The following is a 21,465-nucleotide window of genomic DNA, read 5'->3' on the forward strand; positions in this document are numbered from 1 at the left end:
CTGTCGCGTGTCCATTCCTCTCACGGTACTGGAAGACCCTGGTTTTCTACCCCTGCGCGAGGCCTTTCACCCGGAAACGATGGAGTCCCGGCTCCGCACGCTTTTGCAGGAGCGTGGTTCGGGAGCCGAGGGTTCCGCACCGGTCGCGCGGCAGTTGGAGTCGATTCGGGTGTTTCGCCACAAGCCGGCGAAACGTTGTCTCGTGGAATACGCGATGACGGATGGCGGCCTCCGCGTTCCAGGAGCCCCCTGGCACTTGATTGGGAAGATCCGAGCGAAGGGCCCTGATCAGCGGAGTTATACGCTACTGCGTAAACTGTGGTCGAGCGGCTTTGATGCAAAGTCGGTGGACGGAATAGCGATCCCCGAGCCCATCGGCCTGATCGAATCCTCCCACCTTCTCCTGCAACGGAAGGTCATCGGCGATTCCTTGGAGACGTTCCTGAGAGTCCCCCAGGCGCTGGCTATCGCGCATCGGGTGGCCGAGGCAGCGGTTAAGCTGCACCGCTTGGAGCTGCGTCCGAACCGTAAGCACACCGTCGCGGACGAGTGCTCCATCCTGCGCGACCGTTTCGATCGACTTTCGGAGACGCGGCCATCGCTGAGGGCGCGCCTGGACGCCATCTTTGAGTCTTGTTGTCGGTTGTTCTCGGCTTTCGAGGAGCGGGAGAGCTGTTGCATCCATCGTGATTTTTATCCAGCCCAGGTTATCCTGAGTGGTCCGCTCGTGCATCTGTTGGATTTCGATCTCTGCTGTTGCGGGGACCCGGCGCTCGATATTGGCAATTTCTTGGGACACATCACCGAGCAGAGTCTGCGCGAGCATGGGCATGCCGGAGCCTACTCGTGCTTTGAGCTGATGCTCAAGGAACGCTACCTGGAGTTAACCGCGGTCGAGTTGCGTCCTCGCATTCGGGCTTATCAGACGGTAACCGTGGCCAGGCATCTCTATCTCTGCACTCTCAAGCCTGACCGCGTCTCTATCCTGCCGTTGCTGCTCGATTGGTGTGAGGAGCGTTTAGGGCTTGGTTCCAGCGGGAAGCCCCGCGTCCAGGTCATGCCCGGCGCTCGGAACCACAGCGCCCCATCGGTCAATCCAACGGATTCCGTCCCAGTCACCTTCAAGTCTGAATGAATATGATGATCAGCGTTTGTTGGATGGCCACCCAGCCAGGTCGACGCCGGGGGCTGAGGACGGGCCCTGGTGCAAGGGTGCTTGCGGCGGTGCTCTGGGCCGTCACCTCCGCCTCGTGCTTATGGGCAGATTCCGTCTGGAACAAGGCTGGCTCGGGCACTTGGATGGAAGCTGCCAGTTGGCTGGGCGGGCTTCCTTCGTCGACGCAGGCGGTTTCGGTGGTGAACGCCGGCAGCAAGGTGGTGACCATCGACTCCACCGCGCCCGCGGGGAATCGGGTCATCCGCCGGCTCAACTTAGCTGGAACGGCAGGCTCCACCAACACGCTTCGGCTGAGTGGTATGGGGGCCGTGCCGCTGCTCTCCTCCAACACCGTCAGCCTTGGAGTCGGCGGGCGTCTCGAGATTCTGAGTTCCAGGTTCGTGATCGATGGCTCAGCTCAGGGTAGCTTGACTCTGCTGTCTGGGGATCTGCTGCTCGACGGCGGCGAGTTGTCCTGCATTGCAGGGGCTCGAGCGCGGATCGGACGGGAGGGGCTGGGTAGCATGACTCTTCGTGCGGGGATGTTTCGCAGTGCGAGCGACCTGGTGCTCGGCGGCTTGGCGGGGTCGGTTGGACGACTCTCGATGGGGGGCGGGACCTCGATAGTGTCCGGCATCCTGATCCTGGGAGATGACCCGCTCTCCCGTGGCGAGTTTCAGCTAAACGGTGGGAGCCTCATCGCCACGAACGGCACGGCTCGAATCGGTGAGGACGGGTCGGGATCGTTCATCCTGTCCGACGGGTTGGCGCTCATGGAGGATGTTTCGGTGGGGCGTTCTTCCAACTCCGCTGGTGTGTTGCTTCTGACGGGGGGAATCCTGCGGTGCAATGACCTGTCGGTAGGGCGATTTAGCAGCTCCACCGGTCAGTTCGTGCTGCGCGGCGGCACCTTTCAAGCGTCAGCAGATTCTCTTTATGTGGGGCGGGAGGGCGTCGGAGAGATGCTGCTGGAATCAGGGCAGGCGCGAGTTCTTGAGCTGCAGTTGACGGCTGCTTCAACCGCTCGCGGCCGGTTGAGTCTGAGCGGGGGCACCTTGACGGTGGGCTCGAATCTCACCGTGGGGGTGGTGGCTGGGCGGGGAGCCGAGGCGGTGATCTCAAGGGGAGCCTTGAACGTAACCAATTTGGAACAGACGGCGCTGCTGCAGGTCGGCAGTGGTGGACTGCAACTCAGCGGAGGATCCGTCCTCGTGGATCGATTGCTGCTCGCCAGCGCCCAAGGCACTTTCGTTTTCAACGGTGGCGAGTTGAGCACACGCCAGAGCGAGGTCTCCAACGGAAAGGCATTCGTGGTGGGCGACGGAGTTCAGATCGCGAATCTACACCTCCAAGGAGGAGTTCATCGCTTCCCCAATGGTTTGGTCATCAACTCCCGAGCAACCCTGACTGGCTGTGGAACGATTGTCGGTAATGTTACGGTGCTTGCCGGCGGCGCGAGCCTCTTAAGGTGTGGCGGGCCCGAATTGGCGCAGTTTCGCCGGACTCCCCAGGGCGTCGGGTTCTCCTTTGTAGGAACTGCGGGGGTGACTTATACGGTCGAATACACGGATGAACTGGTGCCTGCCCTCTGGAAGACGTTGCGTACGGTGGTGGGCAATGGAGGAGCAAGCTCGGTGGAGGATTCCTTCGCGCCGCTGGGAAACCGGTTTTACCGCCTCATCTCCCCTCAACCCTAATAATCTTTATGATGAGCCTGAAGTGGAATGTTGTTCAGTCGGGGCTTGGCGCCGCACGTCGTCAGAAGCCGTGCCGGCGAGTGGGGATCCGGCACGGTGCCTTCACCCTCATTGAGCTCTTGGTGGTGATCGCGATCATCGCCATCCTCTCCGCGTTGCTGCTGCCCGCCCTTTCCTCGGTCAAGGAGAAGGCTCGCACCCTGTCCTGCGCCAGTAATTTGAAGCAGATCCAGCTGGCGATCACGCTGTATGCCCACGACAACGACGATGCGTTGGTCGCGGCTGAACTCAGCACCTCGAACGGGGCACCCTATCGGGAGGGGTGGTGCACGCTGCTGCGCAATGCTGGCTACATTTCCGCCCCGCAATCCATCTCCTACTACGGCATTTCTGAACAAAATACCGTGCTTCGCTGTCCGGCTGGCCGGCCTGAGGTCTATTCCGTGAACCCCACATCGCGCTCCGACGAGGAGGGCGCGAAAGCACGCCCGTTCGTGTCGGAGAGCACCGGGCAGAGGAGGTACGTGCACACCTGGTACGGCATCAACGGAGCACTGGGAAACTCGCGATCCTATCCGTTTTTGCGACTCCCCTTGGACGACGACGAGGACAACAAGCGGATGCGTCCTGGAACCATGACCCGTTGGGCGAGTGTTCCGTTCCAGCTGCCCACGGTGTTCGATGGATTCTGGATCCTCAACGGCAAGGATGAGCGGGTGAACGCGCGTCACGAGCGCCGGCCCAAGACCAACGTGGCATTCTTTGACGGGAGCGTGCTCAAGTTCAACACCTATGACATTCCGAACGTCCGTGACACCAACGCAGCTCCGATCCGATGGAGACTTTAATATGAATCAGAACCAAACTGATGCAGCACCCAAGAATACGGCTCGCCTCTTGGGCGCTGGCATGCTCGCCTTGTTGGCAATCGCAGCGCTGGCCTACCAGTGGGTCCAGCACCAGCGTGGCGACGTCCGCCCCCACCTCGGGGCGGGGGAGATGCTCGTCGAACAAACCGTCCAAGTGCTCCAAAGCAAGGAAAAGAAGCGCATCGTTTTGGTCACGGTTCAGAGCCCTGGACCGGAGCTGAAAGCCCAGGAAGATGGGTTTCTGAAGAAGCTGAAGCAGTATCCTGAGCTGCAGCTGAAGGAGATTATTCGGATCGACCCAGAGGACGCCCGCAAGTATTCGCCAGGTACGGGGCTCTCCGCGCGTCGATTTGCGCGGATCGTGGAAAACAATCTGAAGGCGGAGGCGATCGTGTCCCTGGTTGGAACTCCCGACCCGAAGGATCCCGCGATGTTGCAGCTGACGAACAAGGTGCCGCGGTTTGTCGCGGTGACCCGGGATCGGGATGAGCTGCCCGCGTTGTTCGCCAAGAAGTGGATTCGGGCGGCGGTGGTTCCCCGCTATGATTTTCCCGCTCCTGCTGCCGACGATGCCCGCGGACTGCGGGCGGCCTTTGATCGCTACTTTCAGGTGGTCACCACCAATGAAGTCGCCAGCCTTCCCAAGCCCTAGATGATCGATCGAATGGGGTCGGCTCCCTCGACCCCGACGAGTTTTTGATCCAGGCCTCCGTAGAAATAGGTCAGGCGATCAGGATCCAAGCCCATCTGTGTGAGCACGGTGGAGTGCAGGTTTTTGACATGGAGCCGGTCGGTCACTGCCGCTGCCCCCAGTTCATCGGTCTCTCCCACGGTGGTGCCTCCCTTGATCCCGCCGCCGGCCATCCACATCGTAAAGCCGTAGGCATTGTGGTCGCGACCGGTTCCTTCGGCGTATTCAGCGGTGGGTTGACGACCGAATTCGCCGCCCCAGACGATCAGCGTGCTGTCGAGGAGCCCGCGTTGTTTGAGGTCTTGAATCAGGCCCGCGATGGGCTTGTCGGTTCGCCCGGCATGGAACGTGTGATTCTTGAGCAGGTCGCCGTGGGCATCCCAATTGTCATCGTTGTGCGCCCCGCCGGCATAGAGTTGGATGAAGCGCACCCCGCGCTCGACGAGTCGTCTGGCCAGAAGGCAGCGGCGGCCGAAGTCCTCGGTTCTCTTCTCGTTGATGCCGTAGAGCGCTTTGGTAGCTTCGGTTTCGCGACTCAGGTCGACCGCCTCCGGCGCGTGCCGTTGCATGCTGAACGCCATCTCATAGCTGGCAATACGTGCGGCCAGGCTGCTGTTGTCCATACGCGACAACTGATGCTCCTGGTTGAAATCTTTGAGCGTGTCCAGAACCCGACGTTGTGCGGCTTCGGATTCTCCTGCGGGACGGTTGAGGTCGAGGATCGGATCGCCGGCCGAACGCATCAGGGTAGCCTGGTAAGTGGCGGGCATGTAGCCACTCGACCAGTTCTTGGATCCGCTGATCGGGCCGCCGGTCGGATCCAGCATCACCACGAACCCTGGTAGGTTCTCGTTGACGCTGCCCAGGCCGTAGTTCACCCAGGAACCCAGGCAGGGACTTCCGGAAAGGATCTTTCCCGTGTTCATCTGGAGCATGGCCGACCCATGGATCGGCGAATCAGCCATCATGGAGTGGATGAACGAGATGTCATCGACGCAGGTGGCCAAGTGAGGAAAGAGATCGCTGACCTGCTTTCCGCATTGACCATACTGCTTAAAAGCCCATTTGGGACCTACGACGCGGCCCTCATTCTTCTTTCCACCCCGGCCAAAGGTTTTGACCTGAATCGTTTTTCCATCCAGGCGGTAAAGTTCCGGTTTGTAGTCGAAGGTGTCTACCTGACTGGGACCTCCGTACATGAACAGGAAAATGACGCTTTTGGCCTTGCCGGGGAGCTGAGGCTGCTTGGGAGCCAGTGGGTTGACGAATTTGGATGCGGGCGCGGCCTGCGCTTTGGAACCGAAGAACGAGTCGAGCGAGAGTAGTCCGGTCATCGCCAAGCCCGTGAACCCGGCCCCGGCTTCCCACAGAAACTCGCGTCGGGTTCGGCCGCAAAAATCTCCGGACTGGCCTGGCTGAGAGCTGGATGATTCATTCATAGCCGCTGGTTTAAGTTAATCCAAATAGACCATCTCGTTCAAGTTCAGCACGAGGAGACAAAAATAGCGGAGCGCCACATCGGGGGAGGCTCCGTCCTCTTGCTGTAAGGAGCGCATCAGCGCCAGGCTGCGGTCGATCTCCCCCTGAGCGGGGACACGTGAGGTGGCGAGGGAGATGGCGCGACGGACCTGTGCCGTCGGATCGTTCCGGCACTCACGCTGGAGCCGTGCCGCCAAGACATCCGCCTGACGGTTCAAGAAGCCACCATTCAACATTCCCAAGGCTTGAGTCGGTTGAACTGTGGCGAATCGCACTGGGGCAGAACGATCCGTCTCGGCGACGTCGAAGCTCTCGAGGATCGGCGTCATGAGGGAGCGCTTCACGTGAATGTAAATGCTCCGTCGGGCTTGTTCCTCCGGCGGAGACTGCCCCCACCCACTGCCGGGCACGGACTGCCCAGCTAGAACCTCTTTAGGAATGTCCACATAGACTCCGGGACCATACATCTTCGGGTTGAGCACGCCCGTGACCGAAAGGATTGAATCGCGAATTTCCTCGGCGGTGAGACGACGCATGTCAAATCGCCAAAATTCGTTGTTCATCGGATCTTTGGCCAGGGCGTCCGGCTGACCAGCGGAGGAGCGTTGGTAGGCCTGGGAAGTCATGATAAGCCGGTGCATCGCCTTGAGCTTCCATCCTTGGTCGATGAACTCGGCAGCCAGCCAATCCAGGAGCTCCGGATGTGTGGGGCGATCCCCTTGCAACCCGAAGTTGTTGGGGGAGCGAACGATGCCCCGGCCGAAGTGATGCTGCCAGACCCGGTTGACCATCACGCGCGCGGTGAGCGGGTTCTCGCGGGAGGTGATCCAGTCGGCCAGGAGCGTGCGGCGGCCCGAGGTTTTCTTTTCCGGCGAGGCGGCGGCTTTGAGGGGTTGGGAGGCGCCCAATACCTGCAGAAAGCCTGGTTCCACCTGGTCGCCCTTCAAATTGGGGTTGCCACGCAGCAATACGAAAGTATCCGGAGGATTCGAACCTGCTTCGGTCACTGCCAGCGCGAGATCGATGGGGAGCTTCGTTTGTTTGAGTTGTTCCAGCTCGGCTTTGGATTTTTGATAGCGAGACCAGTCCTCTCTGCCCAGCACGGCCTCCCCTTGAGATTTGATGAGGGTAGCCAGCTCCGCTGCCGAAGATGGCTTGATGCCGCTCTGAGTTGCGCCGACACTAAGGGGACGACGTGAGAATCCCGCTCCCGACCACGCCAGGCTTAAGCCCAAGGCGTCGGCCTTCTGAAAGTAGTCCAATTGGAATGGCACGCGTCCCTGCTGGAGCGTTAGCGTGACCTTCTGTTCCTTTCCTTGGGCATGGATTCCGTCGTAAGCGAGGACGGATTTTCCATCCAGGGACAGGCGAGCCCCATCATCGCTGTCGAGGAAGAAGGTGTAGTCTCCGGTTTGAGGCACGATGAGCGTTGCCTCAAACACGAACCCAATGGCGGTGTCGCGTGTCCGAGGGCTTAGGTCGACCAGATTGTTGGTGAGCGCGCCCGTGTCTTCCGGTTTGATGAGGGTGAAGTCGGGAAGCTTTTCCCAGGTGTCGCGATAGAAGCGATAGCGGAGCCCGTCCAGATCGGGACGGTTGGCTGACTGGCTTTCTCGATGCCGAGCTTGGAATTGATTCTCGAGCGCGGTCACTTCGCGCTGCAGTTCATTGCGGCGAGAATCGAGTTCGCGCTGCTTCTGCTCGTGAGCGATTCGATCCGCCGCGGTGTTGAACACGGGGACCTCATCGGTCGGGCCACCATTGCGATAGTGGTTCACGTTTTGAAAAAACGAGACGAGACGATAGTAGTCGTTCTGGGAAATGGGATCGATTTTGTGATGGTGACAGCGGGCGCAATCCACGGTGAGCCCGAGGAAGGTTTGTCCGGTCGTGGTGACGATGTCATCGAGTGCGTCATAGCGCGCCAGTTCGCGGTCGGCCGGTTCGTCATCCCAGATGCCGAGGCGATAGAATCCGGTGGCGATGATGGCGTCAGCGCCCGCTTCGGGAAGCTCGTCGCCGGCAAGTTGCTCCTTGAGGAAGCGGTCATAAGGTTTGTCGGCGTTCAGCGAGCGAATGACATAGTCCCGGTATCTCCACGCATGCGGCTTGGCGCCGTCGCGTTCATAGCTGTTGCTCTCGGCGAACCGCACGAGATCGAGCCAGTGACGTCCCCATTTTTCTCCATAGTGCGGCGAGGCGAGTAATCGGTCGATGAGCGTTTCCCAGGCGTTGGGAGCGGAATCCTTCTCGAAGGCTTGGACCTCCTCGGGAGTGGGAGGCAGCCCGGTTAAGTCAAACGTGGCTCGGCGGATGAGTTCGCGTCTGGAAGCGGTCGGGTTGGCGGTTAAGCCGCGGCTCTTGAGCGAAGCCCCGATGAGGGCATCGATCGGATGTTGAGGCTTACCCTCGATTGCCGGCACGGTGGGACGGCGGACCGGTTGGAAGGCCCAGTGTTGTCGGTCGCGTTCGGCGATTTGGAATTCCTTGCGGGGGGCAGGGGTCGTGACTGATGGATCCCCCGCCGGCATTGCTGCCCCGCCTTTGACCCAGCGCGCCAGGTCTTCCACCTGGGCATCGCTAAGACGCTTCTTGGGCGGCATCTTGAGGTCATCGTCCACGTAGCGCACCGCCCGGATCATCCGACTCTTTTCCGGATCGCCCGCCTCGAAGATAGCTCCACCCTCGCCTCCCGCGCGGATTCCTTCCGGAGTGTCGAGTCGGAGATGTCCCTTTTGTTTTTCCGGGCCGTGACAGGAGACGCAGTGCTCAGCGAGGACCGGACGAATCTTCCGTTCGAAGAAGACCTCGTCCGTTTCTGCCCCCGATCCCACCAGTGGGAAACTGGCCACCCAGCTCACCAAGAGCCCCGTCAGCAGGGTCATTGCTACAGGGCCCTTGCCCGTGCTGGGACGCAGAGAATCCATTGGATGCTCCTGTCTTGCAGGGGTGTTTCGACAGGTCGAGACTGGAACGGTTCGTGGCATCAATCCGGAGAGGTTTTATCGGGACGGCAGCACCATTTGCACCGGCATGGAATTCCCGAAGTTCTTAAAGTCCTTGAAGGTCCAGACAACCTGTTTGGCGGGCGTCACCTCGATGAACTGAGGGTTCTCGGGGCCCGCATGGCAGTTCCCGATGAGTGTGTTGCCGTTCGCCAGGCGTTCCACGCGGGTGACCCAGGCGAGTGTAATGCCCGGGAGATCGTTTTGCTCCACCTTCCAGACAATCTCCTTCTTGGGGGTGACTTCCAGGACGCTGTGGCCGTTGCCGGTGCCGATGAGCGTGTTGCCGTTCTTCAGACGGGTTGCACTGAAGACTGAGTTCCCGAAGGCCTCTGGTCCGTGCCCGCCCTTACGCGCCTTGCCGAAGAGAGGAACCTCGAACTCCCAGACGATTCTGCCCTTTTTGTCATACTCGCGGACGAAGCCATCGCTTTCATGAGCGACCAGGTAGTTGCCGTTGGAGAGCTTGCGGGCGAGACGGGTGTCGCTATGCGCATTGGGGTGATTGACCTTGAGCTTGACCTCGTGCCGGATCTTGCCGGACTTGTCGACCTCGATAATGCGGGAAGGCCCGGATTCCACAATCATGGTTCGGCCGTTGGACAGGCGCTGGAACGCGTGAACCTCCACCTTCTTTCCCGCGTTCCCGTTCATCTTCCCCGAGTCGTATTCCCAGACGACCTTTTTATCCGGCGTGACCTCTACGACCCGCTGCCAACCTTGTTGGGTGAGGATGTTGCCGTTCGGGAGCACATGCGCGTCATGGATGGCTCCGACGGGAAGTTCCCACTCGAGGGAACCGTCGGTTCCGACGATGGCCAGGCGGCGAGTCGAGTCGTCTCCGGCCAGAATTCGTTTGGGAGTGCCGGTTTGAGCGCCTAGGGCGGAAAAGGTCGAGCAAGCCACCAAGAACAGGGGTAGGGCGATGGAACGCAGAATGGGTATGTGCATAGCGCCATGTAACGACTCTTTGGACGCGAATGGAATTCGATTTTTTGGGGGAGGGGCGAGGAGGATGGGGCGGGCCTTCAGCCCTTGATGGGACGGGGGACGTTACCTGGGGTTGTCACCCCAGGCTGGGATAGAACGCACCTTTGGTGGTGAGGATGAGATCATCCCGATGATGGCGTGGCCCCCCAGGCCGGGATTGAGCCCACCATTGGTGCTGAGGGGCGAGAAGTCACCGATCTGAGATGCAACCCAAACGAGACTCGGGAGGCTCAATCCACATGGGATGCAGCAGTGGTGTCAGAGTCTGCGGGCCAAAGGCCCAGCCTCATCCCAGCCTGGGGTCACAACCCCAGGTTGAGACGCAACTAGGTTGTAGGGCTGAAAGCCCGTTCTATGGCTCAGTCCCATACATACGCCTCGTCATATTTCACGCCATATTTTCTAAGGAACATTCGAAACTCTTCCTGGAATGTCCGTGTCCGATGGTGGTTCTCTTGATCGTCAATATAGGCCTTGAGCGCTTCCACATCCGCAGGTCCGACGGAGAAACACCCGTATCCGCGCTGCCAGGCGAAACCTCGAAGCTCGGCGGACTGGGTCTTTACCCATTTCGAAGAGGTTGCTTTTAGCTCTTGGACGGTATCCGCAATGGTGATGGTCCGGGACATGCGGATAGCCAAGTGAACATGGTCAGCCACCCCTCCAATTCGGTAGGCTTCACAACCGATGTTGCGAGTAACCGTGGAGAGGTAGGCATGCATTGTTGGACGGATGTTGGGATCGAGGAAGGGATGACGGTCCTTCGTGCTGAAGATGACATGGATGATGACCAGGCTTAGTGATTGTGGCATGCGGATATTGCGGGCTTTCAGCCCTGGTTGGGTTTAGGTGTATTTCCTGGGGCGGTGCCCCAGGCTGAGATAGGACGCGCCGTTGGCGCTGGGGCAATGCGGGGCTTCGGTGTTGGATTTGGGTGCCCGCGAGAGGAAGCCAGTTGGTGTAGGGTATGACTTTCGGATTGTGGCATACGGATATTGCGGGCTTTCAGCCCTTGTTGGGTTTGGGGGTATTTCCTGGGGCGGTGCCCCAGGCTGGGATAGGACGCGCCGTTGGCGCTCGGGAAATGGCACAAGGACGGAGCGGACGACATCCAGGATGGATAGTGGAGCCATGCCTCTGGCCCTGGCTGCGAACCGTCCTCCTGTCTCCTCCGACGGGCCAAAGGCCCAGCCTCATCCCAGCCTGGGGTGACAACCCCAGGTTGAGACGCAAATAGGTTGCAGGGCTGAAAGCCCGACACATCACCGGTCACGTTCATGTGGTGCCCTTTCGCGGCTAGCCGCCTCGAGGACGCTCTTCTCCTTTGGGCTGCGGGACCTCTCCTTCAGACGGACGGAGACCCTGCAGCTTGCTGACGAAAATAGGTCACCTATCCTCTAAGGCAAGCCCGTTGTCCCCTTCATGAACCTGATCAAACTCTTTCTTCCGGGCCTTGGTCTTTCTCGTCAACGCCCTCGACTCGCGAAAGACTCTGCCTGTAGACTCTTTCGCGATGAGATGGGTTCCTTATGGTCCTCAAGCCCTGATGTTTTACTTCGCCGACCAAGTCGGCGAGGAGGCCTTTTCCCGAGGACGGGCAATCGCGGCGCGGCTGGAAACCAGCCCTCCGGAGGGAGTGGATGGTTTTGTCTGCGGATTTACCTCGGTCTTGTTGGAGTTCGATTGTGAGAAGGTGCCGGATCCGAAGGGCCGGGTCTTCGAGTGGATTGCGTTTCTAAAATCGGCTCTGACCGCTCCGCTGGTGCCGGCTCCCCTGAAGTCGATTCCAGTGACTTATGATGGCCCGGACTTGTCTCGGGTGGCGGAGCATGCGCGGCTGTCGGTGGATCAGGTGATCGAGCTTCATTCGCGAACGATTTACAAAGTGTACCTCCTGGGGTTCGCTCCCGGCTTTCCCTATCTCGGGGATCTCGATCTGCGCCTCCATACACCCAGGTTGGCCTCCCCTCGTCCCCGAGTTCCCGCGGGGTCGATTGCTATCGGGGGACAACATACCGGCATTTACCCGCTGGATACCCCGGGCGGTTGGAATTTGATCGGTCGTACTCCGCGCATTTTGTTCGATCCGATGCGTGCCACGGTATCGGGGCGTGGGGAGGACGCCTTCCTGTTGCGCCCGGGTGATCGAGTTCAGTTTGTTCCGAGTGCGAAAGCTACCTGACATGAGCATGGACGTTTTTTATGTGTTGGATCCGGGGTTCGGTTCCCATTTGCAGGACCGGGGACGGTCGGGATGGCGCCGGTTTGGTGTGCCGGTCGGAGGAGTGATGGATCAGCATGCGGCGGAGATGGCGAATCACTTGATGGGGAATTCGCCTGATGCTGCGGTGCTCGAGATGTGTTTTCAGGGGGCGAAGCTCGCTGCTTTGAGGCCCGTTTGGGTGGCGGTCACGGGGGCGGATGCCGGAGGAAATATTCAGATGTGGCGGTCGGTTCAGCTCCAGACCGACGATGTGGTTGGTTTTCCACGCAGCCAGCATGGGATGTGGACGTATCTGGCAGTGGAGGGTGGTTTCACCGATGACCTAACTTTGGATAGTCTGGGCGCTTCGCCACGGGTTCGGCTAGGTCGCGTGCTCACCCGGGGCGCGATCCTCCGTCGATCGGAGTTGAGCTCCTTTGAGTTGCCGCGTGGCGTCGGCGCCCGTTCGGCACCATTGCCGGATCGCCGTCTCTATTCGCATCCTCCCGCACTCCGCGTCTGGCCGGGCCCGCAGTGGGACTGTTTTCCCGACGCCGTTCGCGCCGCCTTTTTTCATAATTCTTGGAAGGTGAGCTCCCGGAGCGATCGGACCGGCTATCGTTTGGAAGGCCAGCGTTTGCGTCCCCCTCCTGGTCAGTTGGTAAGTGAGCCGGTGCGCGTGGGAACCATCCAGGTTCCTGAGGACGGGATGCCAATTGTCACCTTGAACGACGGGCCGACTGTGGGTGGGTATGCCAAGCTGGGTGTTCTCGATTCGGAATCTTTGAGTTGGTTTGTTCAATGTCGCGCTGGCCAGGCTGTTCGCTTCGAACCCGCTTCCTGAGATGCCATGACGTGGGATCTTAACTGTGATCTTGGCGAAGGCGAATCGCCGCGTCGAACCGCTATTCTGATGAAGTCGATCACTTCCGCCAATGTGGCCTGTGGTGGGCATGCTGGGGATGTTGAGTCCATGCGGAGGTGTTCGGGACTGGCCCGCCAGCGTGGAGTGAGGCTAGGTGCCCATCCAGGTCCGTGGGATCGGAAGAACTTTGGTCGGGCTCCGGTCTCCATCACCCCGCGTGAATTGGAACTCTTAATGGTGCAGCAGGTGGGAGCCCTCGAGCTGATAGCGCGGGAAGAAGGGATTCGGTTGCACCATGTGAAGTTGCATGGTGGGCTTTATCATGCGGTAGAGGCCTCCGATCGATTGGCTGAGGCCTATGTGGAGTGCGTGATCAGCCACTGGCCTCGGCTTAAAATCTACGCTCGTGCTGGAGGGGCAGTCCACCGAGTAGGGAAACACCTGGGCGCGGTAGTCTGGGGGGAAGCATTCGTCGATCGCGGTTACCTCGTTGATGGCGGTTTGGTCCCCAGAACTTCGGATGGTGCTCTCATTGAGAAGGCGGGTGCCGTTCGCGATCGCCTCACGGATCTTTGTAAGCATCGGCGCGTGACATCGATGGGAGGGACGGCTTTGCCAATGGATTGGCGAACCCTCTGTGTTCATGGGGATACCCCGGCCGCCCCCGCCGTAGCTCGGTGGGCGAGGGAATTTTTGGAGCGGTAAAGGAAGGCGGTCTCGGTCTCGGTCTCGGTCTCGTAATCGTAATCGTAATCGTAATCGTAATCGATCCCTCCCCTCCGCCCTACTCGTGCAATCGGTAGTCCGAGTTGGATTTTATCAACGCTACCAACATCGAAACGATACTCCACAGACGAGCTTTACCGGGAGCCACTTCCTCGATGGAGAAACGGCCCTTTGAGCTCAGAATGTCCAATGCCGCGGCACTTTCGAGGGCTGAACCGCGGGCGTTGTCGAAAAAGCGACAACGATCCGCTTTGGTGAACTTCCCATTTCCCTCGGCAATGTTGAGTGCAATCGAGGTGCTGGCTAGATCCAGCTGATCAGCTGCGGCTAGGGTTTTGGGGAGACGTTGTAGCACCGGTTCGAGCCATCTAACAAAGTCTAAGGCGGCCTGATAAACTTCTAGTTTTTCGTGGTCTAGTCGATGATTCATACTCCTTTCGAGATCCAATACCCGAAAGCGATTACGATTACGATTACGATTACGATTACGAGGAGGGAGGGGTGTCCCTTCCCTGGACACGAGTCTTTCCTCCTGGCAAGGTGCTCGCTCGAATGAGCCTCGACACACAACTCCTAGAACCGACCATCTCGGGTGTTTACGACGTGCGGACGAAAGCGGCGGGGCCGCAGGGGAGCCTGCCGCTCACCGAAGAGATGCTCCGAGATCGCCCCAGCGGTGACCTGTTCGGACTCACGCAAAACGTAGGCATGGGATGGGACCCCAGCGAAGCGGGTCGCAAACCGTATCTCATTCTCAGCACTCAAGGCGGATTGCGTGCGCCAGATGGCAAGCCAATTGCGCTGGGGTATCACACCGGCCATTGGGAAATTGGACTGCTGTCCGAGGCTGCGGCGCGGGAGATCCGTCGCTTGGGCGGGGTGCCCTTTGCCGCCTATTGCTCCGATCCATGCGATGGTCGCACCCAAGGAACAGAAGGGATGTTCGATAGCCTTCCCTATCGCAATGATGCAGCGATCGTATTCCGTCGGTTGGCGAGGTCGCTGCCCGTGCGAGCGGGTGTGCTTGGTGTAGCGACTTGCGACAAGGGACTTCCGGCGATGATGATGGCGCTGGCTGGCCTGCCTGATCTTCCCTCCGTGCTGGTGCCGGGTGGGGTGACGCTGCCTCCGGAGGATGGAGAAGATGCGGGTAAGGTGCAGACCCTGGGCGTGAGGTTCAGCCATGGATTAATTTCGCTGCAGGAGGCGGCTGATCTGGGCTGTCGCGCGTGTGCCTCCCCGGGTGGCGGATGCCAATTCTTGGGAACGGCTGCAACCTCCCAGGTGGTGGGAGAAGCGCTCGGCATGTCGCTGCCTCATTCCGCGTTGGTACCCTCGGGCCAGGGCCTTTGGACGGATATGGCGGTGCGCTCGGCGCGCGCGGTCATGCATTTGGAGAAGCGGGGGCTTCGGCTGCGCGACATTCTCACCGACGCCAGTTTACGCAATGCCATGGCCTTGCACGCGGCGTTCGGCGGTTCGACCAATTTGCTGTTGCACATCCCGGCCATAGCCCATGCGGCGGGGTTGCGGCGTCCAACGGTGGACGATTGGATCGAGATCAATGGCCAGGTGCCTCGTCTCGTCGACGTGCTTCCCAATGGACCCGCCTTTCACCCCACGGTTCGGGCCTTCCTGGCGGGTGGCGTGCCGGAAGTGATGCTCCATCTGCGTGAGTTGGGTGTGATTGACACGTCCGTGCTGACCGTCACGGGATCGACTCTCGGGGAGGTTCTCGATTGGTGGGCCAAATCGGAGCGACGTCAGCGCTGTCGCGAGATCTTGAAAGCGCAGGATGGGGTGGATCCGGACGACGTCATCATGTCGCCCGCACGAGCGCGCGAGCGTGGGCTGACGAGCACGGTTACCTTTCCGCGTGGGAATCTGGCGCCCGAGGGATCGGTCATCAAGAGCACGGCAATCGATGCTTCGGTGGTGGATGCGGATGGAGTCTATCGGAAGGAAGGGCCGGCTCGTGTCTTCGTCTCGGAGCGCGCGGCGATTCAGGCCATCAAGGACGGTAAGATTCACTCAGGGGACGTGTTGGTTCTGATGGGATGCGGCCCCATAGGGACCGGCATGGAGGAGACCTATCAACTCACTTCGGCTCTGAAGCATCTTCCCTTTGGTAAGCATGTTGCGCTCTTGACCGATGCCCGGTTCTCGGGCGTGTCGACCGGGGCCTGCATCGGGCATATCGGGCCGGAAGCGTTGGCCGACGGACCGATCGGCCGGGTGCGGGATGGGGATTGGATCCGCCTCCAGATCGATCGGAACGCCCTCGTGGGGTCTCTCGATTTGGTGGGTGAGGGCGAACGCCGGTTTTCAGCGGAGGAGGGGGCGGCATTGCTGGCGGGGCGCGACCCTCATCCGCAGTTGTCGGAGCATGCTCGGCTTCCGTCGGACACTCGCCTCTGGGCGGCCTTGCAGCAGCTCGGTGGCGGCACCTGGGGCGGGTGTGTCTACGACGTAGAGAGCATCCTAGCAGCCTGTCGGACTTATGCCCATCGGACGTAGGTCGGGTTGTGGAGTCCTCTTGTGCTGGGCTATGCCTTAGGATTCGTCGTGACAGGCTGCTAGATATTTTCCTGCGGAAGAGGAACCGACCCTCGGAGGAATTTCTCCAATGAAGAGGTTTGCCCACGGATCACACAGAACACACGGATTCGGAGGAGATCCGGAAGAACAGTAACCTCAGTCGCTCCAGTCTTTACCCTAAAAAGTAGAATGAAACCACGGATTTCGCGGATCGCACGGATGGGCAAAGACTTGAACGGACCACCTCATCACTCTGAAAGGGACAGCGATCTTCCGTTAAAGAATGCCACAACCCCATTTTAATCCGTGTCATCCGTGAGATCCGTGGTTAGTCCATTCCCGGTTTTAGTTTTACAGGTCACTCTTGAGATCCGTGTGGTCCGCGTGATCCGTGGGCAATAGGTCTCTGGTCTTTTTCTGCACGGCATCGCATGGGGCATTCGTGACTCTTATTGCCTGTCGGGCGCGTTGCGAGCTTGCTGAGACTGTCCCTGTGGTCGTAACGTAAGGACATGCTGTCGGACGAACAGTTATCCGTTGAACAGGTGGCGATCCTTCGTCGTATGACTCCAGAAGAGCGTTGGCGTGTTGCCTCCCGTCTGTACTGGACCATGCGTCGTCACAAGACGGCATTCCTCCGCTCGATTCATCCCGAACTGTCGGAAGAAGAGGTCGATCAGCGGGTTCGTCGGATCTTTCTCTATGGCGGAACCTGATCTCATTGAGTTGTTCGCTCGACCACTGGCTCAGGGCAATCTTCGTTACTTTGTGAGCGGTAGCGTAGCGGCGATGCTTTACGGCGAGCCCCGCGTCACGCTCGATATCGATTTTGTAGTTTTTCTTCGTTCCGCCGATCTCGCAATCCTACCGCAGCTTTATCCCGCACCGGACTTCTATGTCCCGCCCTTCGAAGTGATCGCTGTGGAGGTGGCCAGGGAACGTCGCGGTCATTTTAATGTCATCCACTCTGGATCGGGCCTGAAGGCGGATTTCTACACCGCCAATCGAGATGAGCTCCACGCCTGGGCTTTCCGCCGGATCCAGCAGTACTCTGTGGGGGGGCTTAACGTTTCTCTCGCGCCGCCCGAATATGTCATCCTACGGAAGCTCGAGTATTATCGTGAAGGGGGGTCGGAAAAGCACTTGCGGGACATCCGTGGGATGCTGGCGATGTCGGGGCAAGCGATCGATCACACCGAACTTGCGCTTTGGGTAGAGCGTCGCGGCCTGAAAACGGAATGGGAACGGATCGGCTCCTGAGGAGGAGAACATGGTCCGTTCCGTGATGCGGAAACCCGAGGAAGAGAGAAAGTAGGACTCCTCCCCGCTTCAGGCATCGCGTCCATTGCGTCCTTCGCGGTTCAACCTCCTCCTCAGTTCGGGTGGGGAGTGGCCCGAGTTTTGGAACGCGAAGGACGCAATGGACACGATGGGGGACCCGGAGACACCACTACCAAATCCAAGGAAGAGGTTTGCCCACGGATCACGCAGAACACACGGAGTCGGAAGGGATCCAGAAGAACAGTGACGTCAGCCGGTCCAGTCCTTGCACGTCCCTCTTCCGGTCCGTGTGGTCTGCGTGATCCGTGGGCAATAAAGTTGATTCCAGTTTCCGGCTAGGGTTCTATCGGGCATGCCCAAGTCTCGATTCTGCTTACCCTGGGTGCTGCTCATTGCCGCGTTGAGCTCTGGATCCATTCTCAGCAGTCCTGCTGCAGGTGCCTGGGTCGACGTTTCTACGGCTCTGCTCACTCGCCTGACCAACAGCGGCGCGAAGCTTGAGTGGCCAGGTGGATGCTCCGGCGTGGTCGTCAACCGCACCAACGGGGACGTAACGATCAAGGTCGTCGGTCTCGGCCTCTGGCGAAGCTCGGATCGTGGTATCCATTGGGAGCGGATTGATCAGCGCGCGGTTTCTGGGCGGGATGAAACGGGATGGGCTACCAGCGTGGACCCCCACAACCCTGAGCGAATAGCGAGTTTTTCACTGGATGGCACGGCTGGCTGGACAACCGAGCGCTCCGTCTGGAAGCGGTTTGCCACCCTCGGACGCAACTGGGACTATGGGTCGGTCGATTGGAAGAGCGCAACGCCTCAAAGCATCATCGCGGCCAAGCACGAAACGTCGCCGCCCGGAGAGGTCTATGCGACCAGCGACGGCGGAATCACCTGGCGGCTCCTCCCTGTTCACCTTCGAGAGAACCGCTCCCACGTTTCCATGGTTGGGGCTCTGGGACCGGGGATTTTCATCTACAGCAATGGCGATGGCATTTTTCGCAGCGCTGACGATGGGTTGACTTGGAATCGAGTATCCGCAGCCAATCCTTTGACGCGCATTCCCGTCAGCTTTCGCGGGGTCGATTATCTGGGGACGACCAATGGATTGTTGACCAGTCGCGATTCGGGGAGGACGTGGCAGACGCAAGGAACACCGGTGGAGATCTGGCAGGGACCGTTCTTCGGACGGGATCAGGCGGAGATGGTGGTTGTGGGTAAGGCAGGCGTTCATCTGAGCCGGGATGGAGGGGTGAGTTGGAAACGCGTCGCCGAGCTCAAGTCCAAGGAAGGGGGATTTCTCTTCACCCCGAATTGGTTCGGTTGCTATGCGTGGGATCCGGTGCACAACGCCCTCTATGTGTCCTCGATGGGAAATGCGGTCTACCGAATGGAGTTATCGGAGACTCGGTCGGAACGATCGCTGCCACCTTAGGCACCCGTTGCCCCCGGGAGTGAAGCCCATAAGACCGAATCCAAGGAAGAGGTTTGCCCAGGGATCACACAGAACACACGGAGTCGGAGGGGATCCTGAAAAACAGTAACTTCAGTCGCTCCAGTCTTTACCCAAAAAAGGAGAATGAAACCACGGATTTCGCGGATCGCACGGATGGGCAAAGACTTGACCGGACTACCTCATCACTCTGAAAGGGACGGTGATGTTCCGTTAAAGAATGTCACAACCCGTTTTAATCCGTGTCATCCGTGAGATCCGTGGTTAATCCATTCCCAGATTTAGGTTACAGATCACTCTTTAGATCCGTGTGGTCCGCGTGATCCGTGGGCAACCAGCCGATTTTTATTTCCCCGGGTTCATGCCCCTGGCAGGTTCCGTCCTCACTACGAGCAACCTTATGCGAACCAATTCTGTTTTCCTCGGCTTGGTATGGCTTTCCGGACTCATGGCTCTTGGCGTGGATGACTATGTTCCCGGACCCGACTCCAAGGTTCAGCCGGGGGTACCGCAGGGCGAAGTCACCAAGTATTCGTTCGAAGGCAGTAAGATCTTCCCAGAGACAATTCGCGACTACTGGATCTATGTGCCAAAGCAATACGATCCGGCCAAACCGGCTTGTTTGTATGTGAATCAAGACGGAATCCAATATCAGGCGCCGACGGTGTTCGATAACCTGATCCACAAGCAGGAGATGCCGGTAACCATTGGGGTGTTCGTGATGCATGGTCGCGTGCGGGCCGAATCCACCAACGCGCTCGATCGGTTCAATCGGAGCTATGAGTACGATGGTTTGGGAGACAACTATGCGCGGTTCCTCATCGAGGAACTGCTACCCGAGGTGGAAAAGAAGACCGCGTCGGACGGTCGGCCGATTAGAATCTCTCGAGACGGCAATGATAGGGCCATCGGTGGTGCGAGCAGCGGTGCCATCTGCGCCTTCACCGCAGCGTGGGAGCGTCCGGATTCGTTCCGACGAGTATTCTCCTCGATCGGAACTTATGTCGATCAGCGCGGGGGCAACGACTATCCCAGCATGATCCGTAAGTACGAGCCCAAACCCCTCAGGATTTTCCTTCAGGACGGCAGCAACGACGCTAATGGAGTGGGTGGAAATTGGTTTTTAGCCAACCAGGAGATGTTATCGGCCCTCGAGTTCTCCGGTTACGAGGTCAATCATGTCTGGGGAGATGGAGCGCATAATGGCAAGCATGCGACTGCTATTTTCCCCGATGCGATGCGCTGGCTGTGGAAGGATTGGCCGCGAGGCATTGCCAAGGGAGTGAACTCCCGTCAACCGGTGGCGCAGATCCTGGTGCCGGGCGAAGAGTGGCAGTTGGTGAGTGAGGGACATGGCTTTACCGAGGGACCTTCGGTGAACTCGAAAGGGGAGGTGTTCTTCACGGACACACCGCATAACCGGATCTACAAGATCGGCCTCGACGGTAAGGTGAGCCTGTTTGCCGAGAACACCGGAACGGCTAATGGGATGATGTTCGGTCCGGATGGACGGCTGTATGCGGTGGCCGGCGCCCGTAAGCAGATCGTCGCGTATGACGATCAGGGCAAATACACCGTGATCACGGAAGGATTTGAAGGGAACGACATGTGTCTCGGAGTCAACGGGAACATCTATGTGACGGACCCGGGCGCTAAGCAGATCTGGCTGGTCAAGCCCAATGGGGAGAAGCAGGTGGTGGACAAGGGGATCAACTCTCCGAACGGCATTCGTTTGACCCCTGATCAGAGCCTGCTGTTGGTGGTGGATATGCGCGGGCAGTTCGTCTACTCGTTCCACATCAAGCCGGATGGGACGTTGTCAGCCAAGCAGCCCTATCATCATCTGCGCACTCCCGATGGCGTGATGGAGAGCGGAGCGGATGGCATGACAGTGGACTCCGAGGGTAGGGTTTATGTGGCGACGCGTTTGGGAATTCAGTTCTGTGATCAGGCCGGGCGAGTGAACGGAATCATCACCAAGCCGCAGCCGAAATGGCTGGCGAACCTGGTCTTCGGTGGGCCCAACTTGGATCAGCTGTATGCTTGTAATAGCGACAAGGTGTTCAAACGGAAGACCCAGGTCAAAGGCGTGCTGCCTTTCAGGGGCCCGGTGAGGCCTGCTCCCCCGCGTTTGTGACCGGGGACGGTTAGAACGTAACCGCTCTCGTCTCCCCATAGTCCCAGTCGTAATCGTAATCGTAATCGCCCCCTCGCCATCCGCGCCGGTATGACGGGTTTCCCACACAGAGTTCACCGAGGAAGGCGGAGGCGGGGAATTCCCGAGTGTTTCTCACACAGGCACGAAGCTCACGCAGGTGGGGGGAGGCTGCGACTAAGTTTGGGTGAGGACAAAGGATCCCGACTCCGTCGGGGGGCAAAAGCGGTAGAGGTCTCTGAGCATTACCCACAAGTTCGGAGGGCTTCCTCCCTATCCCAACGGGATTGCGCCTCAAAGCCCAGGGTTGGGAGGAACGAGCTACCCTGGGGAAAACGCCATAGAATCCACAACCCCATCGTG

At 59.4% G+C, this 21,465-nt stretch carries 17 protein-coding genes; 12 read left to right on the plus strand and 5 right to left on the minus strand.

Annotated features, from left to right (window positions below; genetic code table 11):
- The first annotated feature begins 7 nt into the window (after positions 1-7).
- From JNN07_02030 to JNN07_02045, 4 genes are read left to right on the plus strand one after another with little or no spacing between them, the layout of a single operon-like run.
- On the plus strand, positions 8-1,135 hold the full coding sequence (locus tag JNN07_02030) for an aminoglycoside phosphotransferase family protein (protein MBL9166501.1): 1,128 nt from the start codon (positions 8-10) through the stop codon (positions 1,133-1,135).
- A gap of 2 nt (positions 1,136-1,137) precedes the next feature.
- Positions 1,138-2,853, plus strand: a complete 1,716-nt coding sequence (locus JNN07_02035; GenBank protein ID MBL9166502.1) for a hypothetical protein — start codon at positions 1,138-1,140, stop codon at positions 2,851-2,853.
- Between the two features lie 11 nt (positions 2,854-2,864).
- The gene (locus JNN07_02040) at positions 2,865-3,701 is read left to right on the plus strand and encodes a type II secretion system protein (GenBank protein ID MBL9166503.1); all 837 of its coding nucleotides are present in this window, start codon (positions 2,865-2,867) and stop codon (positions 3,699-3,701) included.
- A gap of 1 nt (position 3,702) precedes the next feature.
- Positions 3,703-4,374 (plus strand): hypothetical protein, encoded by a 672-nt coding sequence (locus JNN07_02045; GenBank protein ID MBL9166504.1) that lies wholly within the window; start codon positions 3,703-3,705, stop codon positions 4,372-4,374.
- Here JNN07_02045 and JNN07_02050 read toward each other — a convergent pair.
- From JNN07_02050 to tnpA, 4 genes are all read right to left on the minus strand, one after another.
- On the minus strand, positions 4,371-5,852 hold the full coding sequence (locus JNN07_02050; protein ID MBL9166505.1) for a DUF1501 domain-containing protein: 1,482 nt from the start codon (positions 5,850-5,852) through the stop codon (positions 4,371-4,373). The genes JNN07_02045 and JNN07_02050 overlap by 4 nt on opposite strands.
- 15 nt (positions 5,853-5,867) lie before the next feature.
- A complete protein-coding gene (locus tag JNN07_02055; GenBank protein ID MBL9166506.1) occupies positions 5,868-8,819 on the minus strand; it encodes a DUF1553 domain-containing protein in 2,952 nt (983 codons plus the stop codon).
- Positions 8,820-8,894: 75 nt separating this feature from the next.
- Positions 8,895-9,848, minus strand: a complete 954-nt coding sequence (locus JNN07_02060) for a PQQ-binding-like beta-propeller repeat protein (protein MBL9166507.1) — start codon at positions 9,846-9,848, stop codon at positions 8,895-8,897.
- A gap of 398 nt (positions 9,849-10,246) precedes the next feature.
- Positions 10,247-10,699 (minus strand): IS200/IS605 family transposase, encoded by a 453-nt coding sequence (tnpA, locus tag JNN07_02065; protein MBL9166508.1) that lies wholly within the window; start codon positions 10,697-10,699, stop codon positions 10,247-10,249.
- 701 nt (positions 10,700-11,400) lie between these two features.
- On the opposite strand from tnpA, the gene pxpB reads away from it, so the two are divergent.
- From pxpB to JNN07_02080, 3 genes are read left to right on the plus strand one after another with little or no spacing between them, the layout of a single operon-like run.
- A complete protein-coding gene (gene pxpB, locus JNN07_02070; GenBank protein ID MBL9166509.1) occupies positions 11,401-12,069 on the plus strand; it encodes a 5-oxoprolinase subunit PxpB in 669 nt (222 codons plus the stop codon).
- Position 12,070: 1 nt separating this feature from the next.
- On the plus strand, positions 12,071-12,934 hold the full coding sequence (locus tag JNN07_02075) for a biotin-dependent carboxyltransferase family protein (protein MBL9166510.1): 864 nt from the start codon (positions 12,071-12,073) through the stop codon (positions 12,932-12,934).
- A 6-nt stretch (positions 12,935-12,940) separates the two neighbouring features.
- Positions 12,941-13,660 (plus strand): LamB/YcsF family protein, encoded by a 720-nt coding sequence (locus JNN07_02080; protein MBL9166511.1) that lies wholly within the window; start codon positions 12,941-12,943, stop codon positions 13,658-13,660.
- Positions 13,661-13,739: 79 nt separating this feature from the next.
- Here the strand turns inward: JNN07_02080 and JNN07_02085 are convergent, their stop codons facing one another.
- Positions 13,740-14,111 (minus strand): four helix bundle protein, encoded by a 372-nt coding sequence (locus JNN07_02085; GenBank protein MBL9166512.1) that lies wholly within the window; start codon positions 14,109-14,111, stop codon positions 13,740-13,742.
- 122 nt (positions 14,112-14,233) lie between these two features.
- Between JNN07_02085 and JNN07_02090 the strand changes: the two genes are divergently transcribed.
- The 5 genes from JNN07_02090 to JNN07_02110 all read left to right on the plus strand — a co-directional run bounded on the left by JNN07_02090 (position 14,234) and on the right by JNN07_02110 (position 21,084).
- Positions 14,234-16,198 (plus strand): YjhG/YagF family D-xylonate dehydratase, encoded by a 1,965-nt coding sequence (locus JNN07_02090; GenBank protein ID MBL9166513.1) that lies wholly within the window; start codon positions 14,234-14,236, stop codon positions 16,196-16,198.
- A gap of 533 nt (positions 16,199-16,731) precedes the next feature.
- Positions 16,732-16,935: a hypothetical protein gene (locus JNN07_02095; GenBank protein ID MBL9166514.1), complete on the plus strand. Its 204-nt coding sequence runs from the start codon at positions 16,732-16,734 to the stop codon at positions 16,933-16,935.
- On the plus strand, positions 16,922-17,479 hold the full coding sequence (locus tag JNN07_02100) for a hypothetical protein (protein ID MBL9166515.1): 558 nt from the start codon (positions 16,922-16,924) through the stop codon (positions 17,477-17,479). Before JNN07_02095 ends, JNN07_02100 begins: the two co-directional genes overlap by 14 nt.
- Positions 17,480-17,852: 373 nt before the next feature.
- Positions 17,853-18,929: a hypothetical protein gene (locus tag JNN07_02105; GenBank protein ID MBL9166516.1), complete on the plus strand. Its 1,077-nt coding sequence runs from the start codon at positions 17,853-17,855 to the stop codon at positions 18,927-18,929.
- 418 nt (positions 18,930-19,347) lie between these two features.
- Positions 19,348-21,084: an SMP-30/gluconolactonase/LRE family protein gene (locus JNN07_02110; protein MBL9166517.1), complete on the plus strand. Its 1,737-nt coding sequence runs from the start codon at positions 19,348-19,350 to the stop codon at positions 21,082-21,084.
- The last annotated feature ends 381 nt before the right edge of the window (positions 21,085-21,465 follow it).

It is taken from the genome of Verrucomicrobiales bacterium, from assembly GCA_016793885.1.
GTDB lineage: Bacteria > Verrucomicrobiota > Verrucomicrobiia > Limisphaerales > UBA11320 > UBA11320.

Bases quoted from the DNA above. Each gene is read 5' to 3' on its own strand.
- JNN07_02035 (MBL9166502.1), top strand. From the start codon at position 1,138: ATGATGATCAGCGTTTGTTGGATGGCCACCCAGCCAGGTCGACGCCGG.
- JNN07_02040 (MBL9166503.1), top strand. From the start codon at position 2,865: ATGAGCCTGAAGTGGAATGTTGTTCAGTCGGGGCTTGGCGCCGCACGT.
- JNN07_02045 (MBL9166504.1), top strand. From the start codon at position 3,703: ATGAATCAGAACCAAACTGATGCAGCACCCAAGAATACGGCTCGCCTC.
- JNN07_02050 (MBL9166505.1), bottom strand. From the start codon at position 5,852: ATGAATGAATCATCCAGCTCTCAGCCAGGCCAGTCCGGAGATTTTTGC.
- JNN07_02055 (MBL9166506.1), bottom strand. From the start codon at position 8,819: ATGGATTCTCTGCGTCCCAGCACGGGCAAGGGCCCTGTAGCAATGACC.
- JNN07_02060 (MBL9166507.1), bottom strand. From the start codon at position 9,848: ATGCACATACCCATTCTGCGTTCCATCGCCCTACCCCTGTTCTTGGTG.
- tnpA (MBL9166508.1), bottom strand. From the start codon at position 10,699: ATGCCACAATCACTAAGCCTGGTCATCATCCATGTCATCTTCAGCACG.
- pxpB (MBL9166509.1), top strand. From the start codon at position 11,401: ATGAGATGGGTTCCTTATGGTCCTCAAGCCCTGATGTTTTACTTCGCC.
- JNN07_02075 (MBL9166510.1), top strand. From the start codon at position 12,071: ATGAGCATGGACGTTTTTTATGTGTTGGATCCGGGGTTCGGTTCCCAT.
- JNN07_02080 (MBL9166511.1), top strand. From the start codon at position 12,941: ATGACGTGGGATCTTAACTGTGATCTTGGCGAAGGCGAATCGCCGCGT.
- JNN07_02085 (MBL9166512.1), bottom strand. From the start codon at position 14,111: ATGAATCATCGACTAGACCACGAAAAACTAGAAGTTTATCAGGCCGCC.
- JNN07_02090 (MBL9166513.1), top strand. From the start codon at position 14,234: ATGAGCCTCGACACACAACTCCTAGAACCGACCATCTCGGGTGTTTAC.
- JNN07_02095 (MBL9166514.1), top strand. From the start codon at position 16,732: ATGCTGTCGGACGAACAGTTATCCGTTGAACAGGTGGCGATCCTTCGT.
- JNN07_02100 (MBL9166515.1), top strand. From the start codon at position 16,922: ATGGCGGAACCTGATCTCATTGAGTTGTTCGCTCGACCACTGGCTCAG.
- JNN07_02105 (MBL9166516.1), top strand. From the start codon at position 17,853: ATGCCCAAGTCTCGATTCTGCTTACCCTGGGTGCTGCTCATTGCCGCG.
- JNN07_02110 (MBL9166517.1), top strand. From the start codon at position 19,348: ATGCGAACCAATTCTGTTTTCCTCGGCTTGGTATGGCTTTCCGGACTC.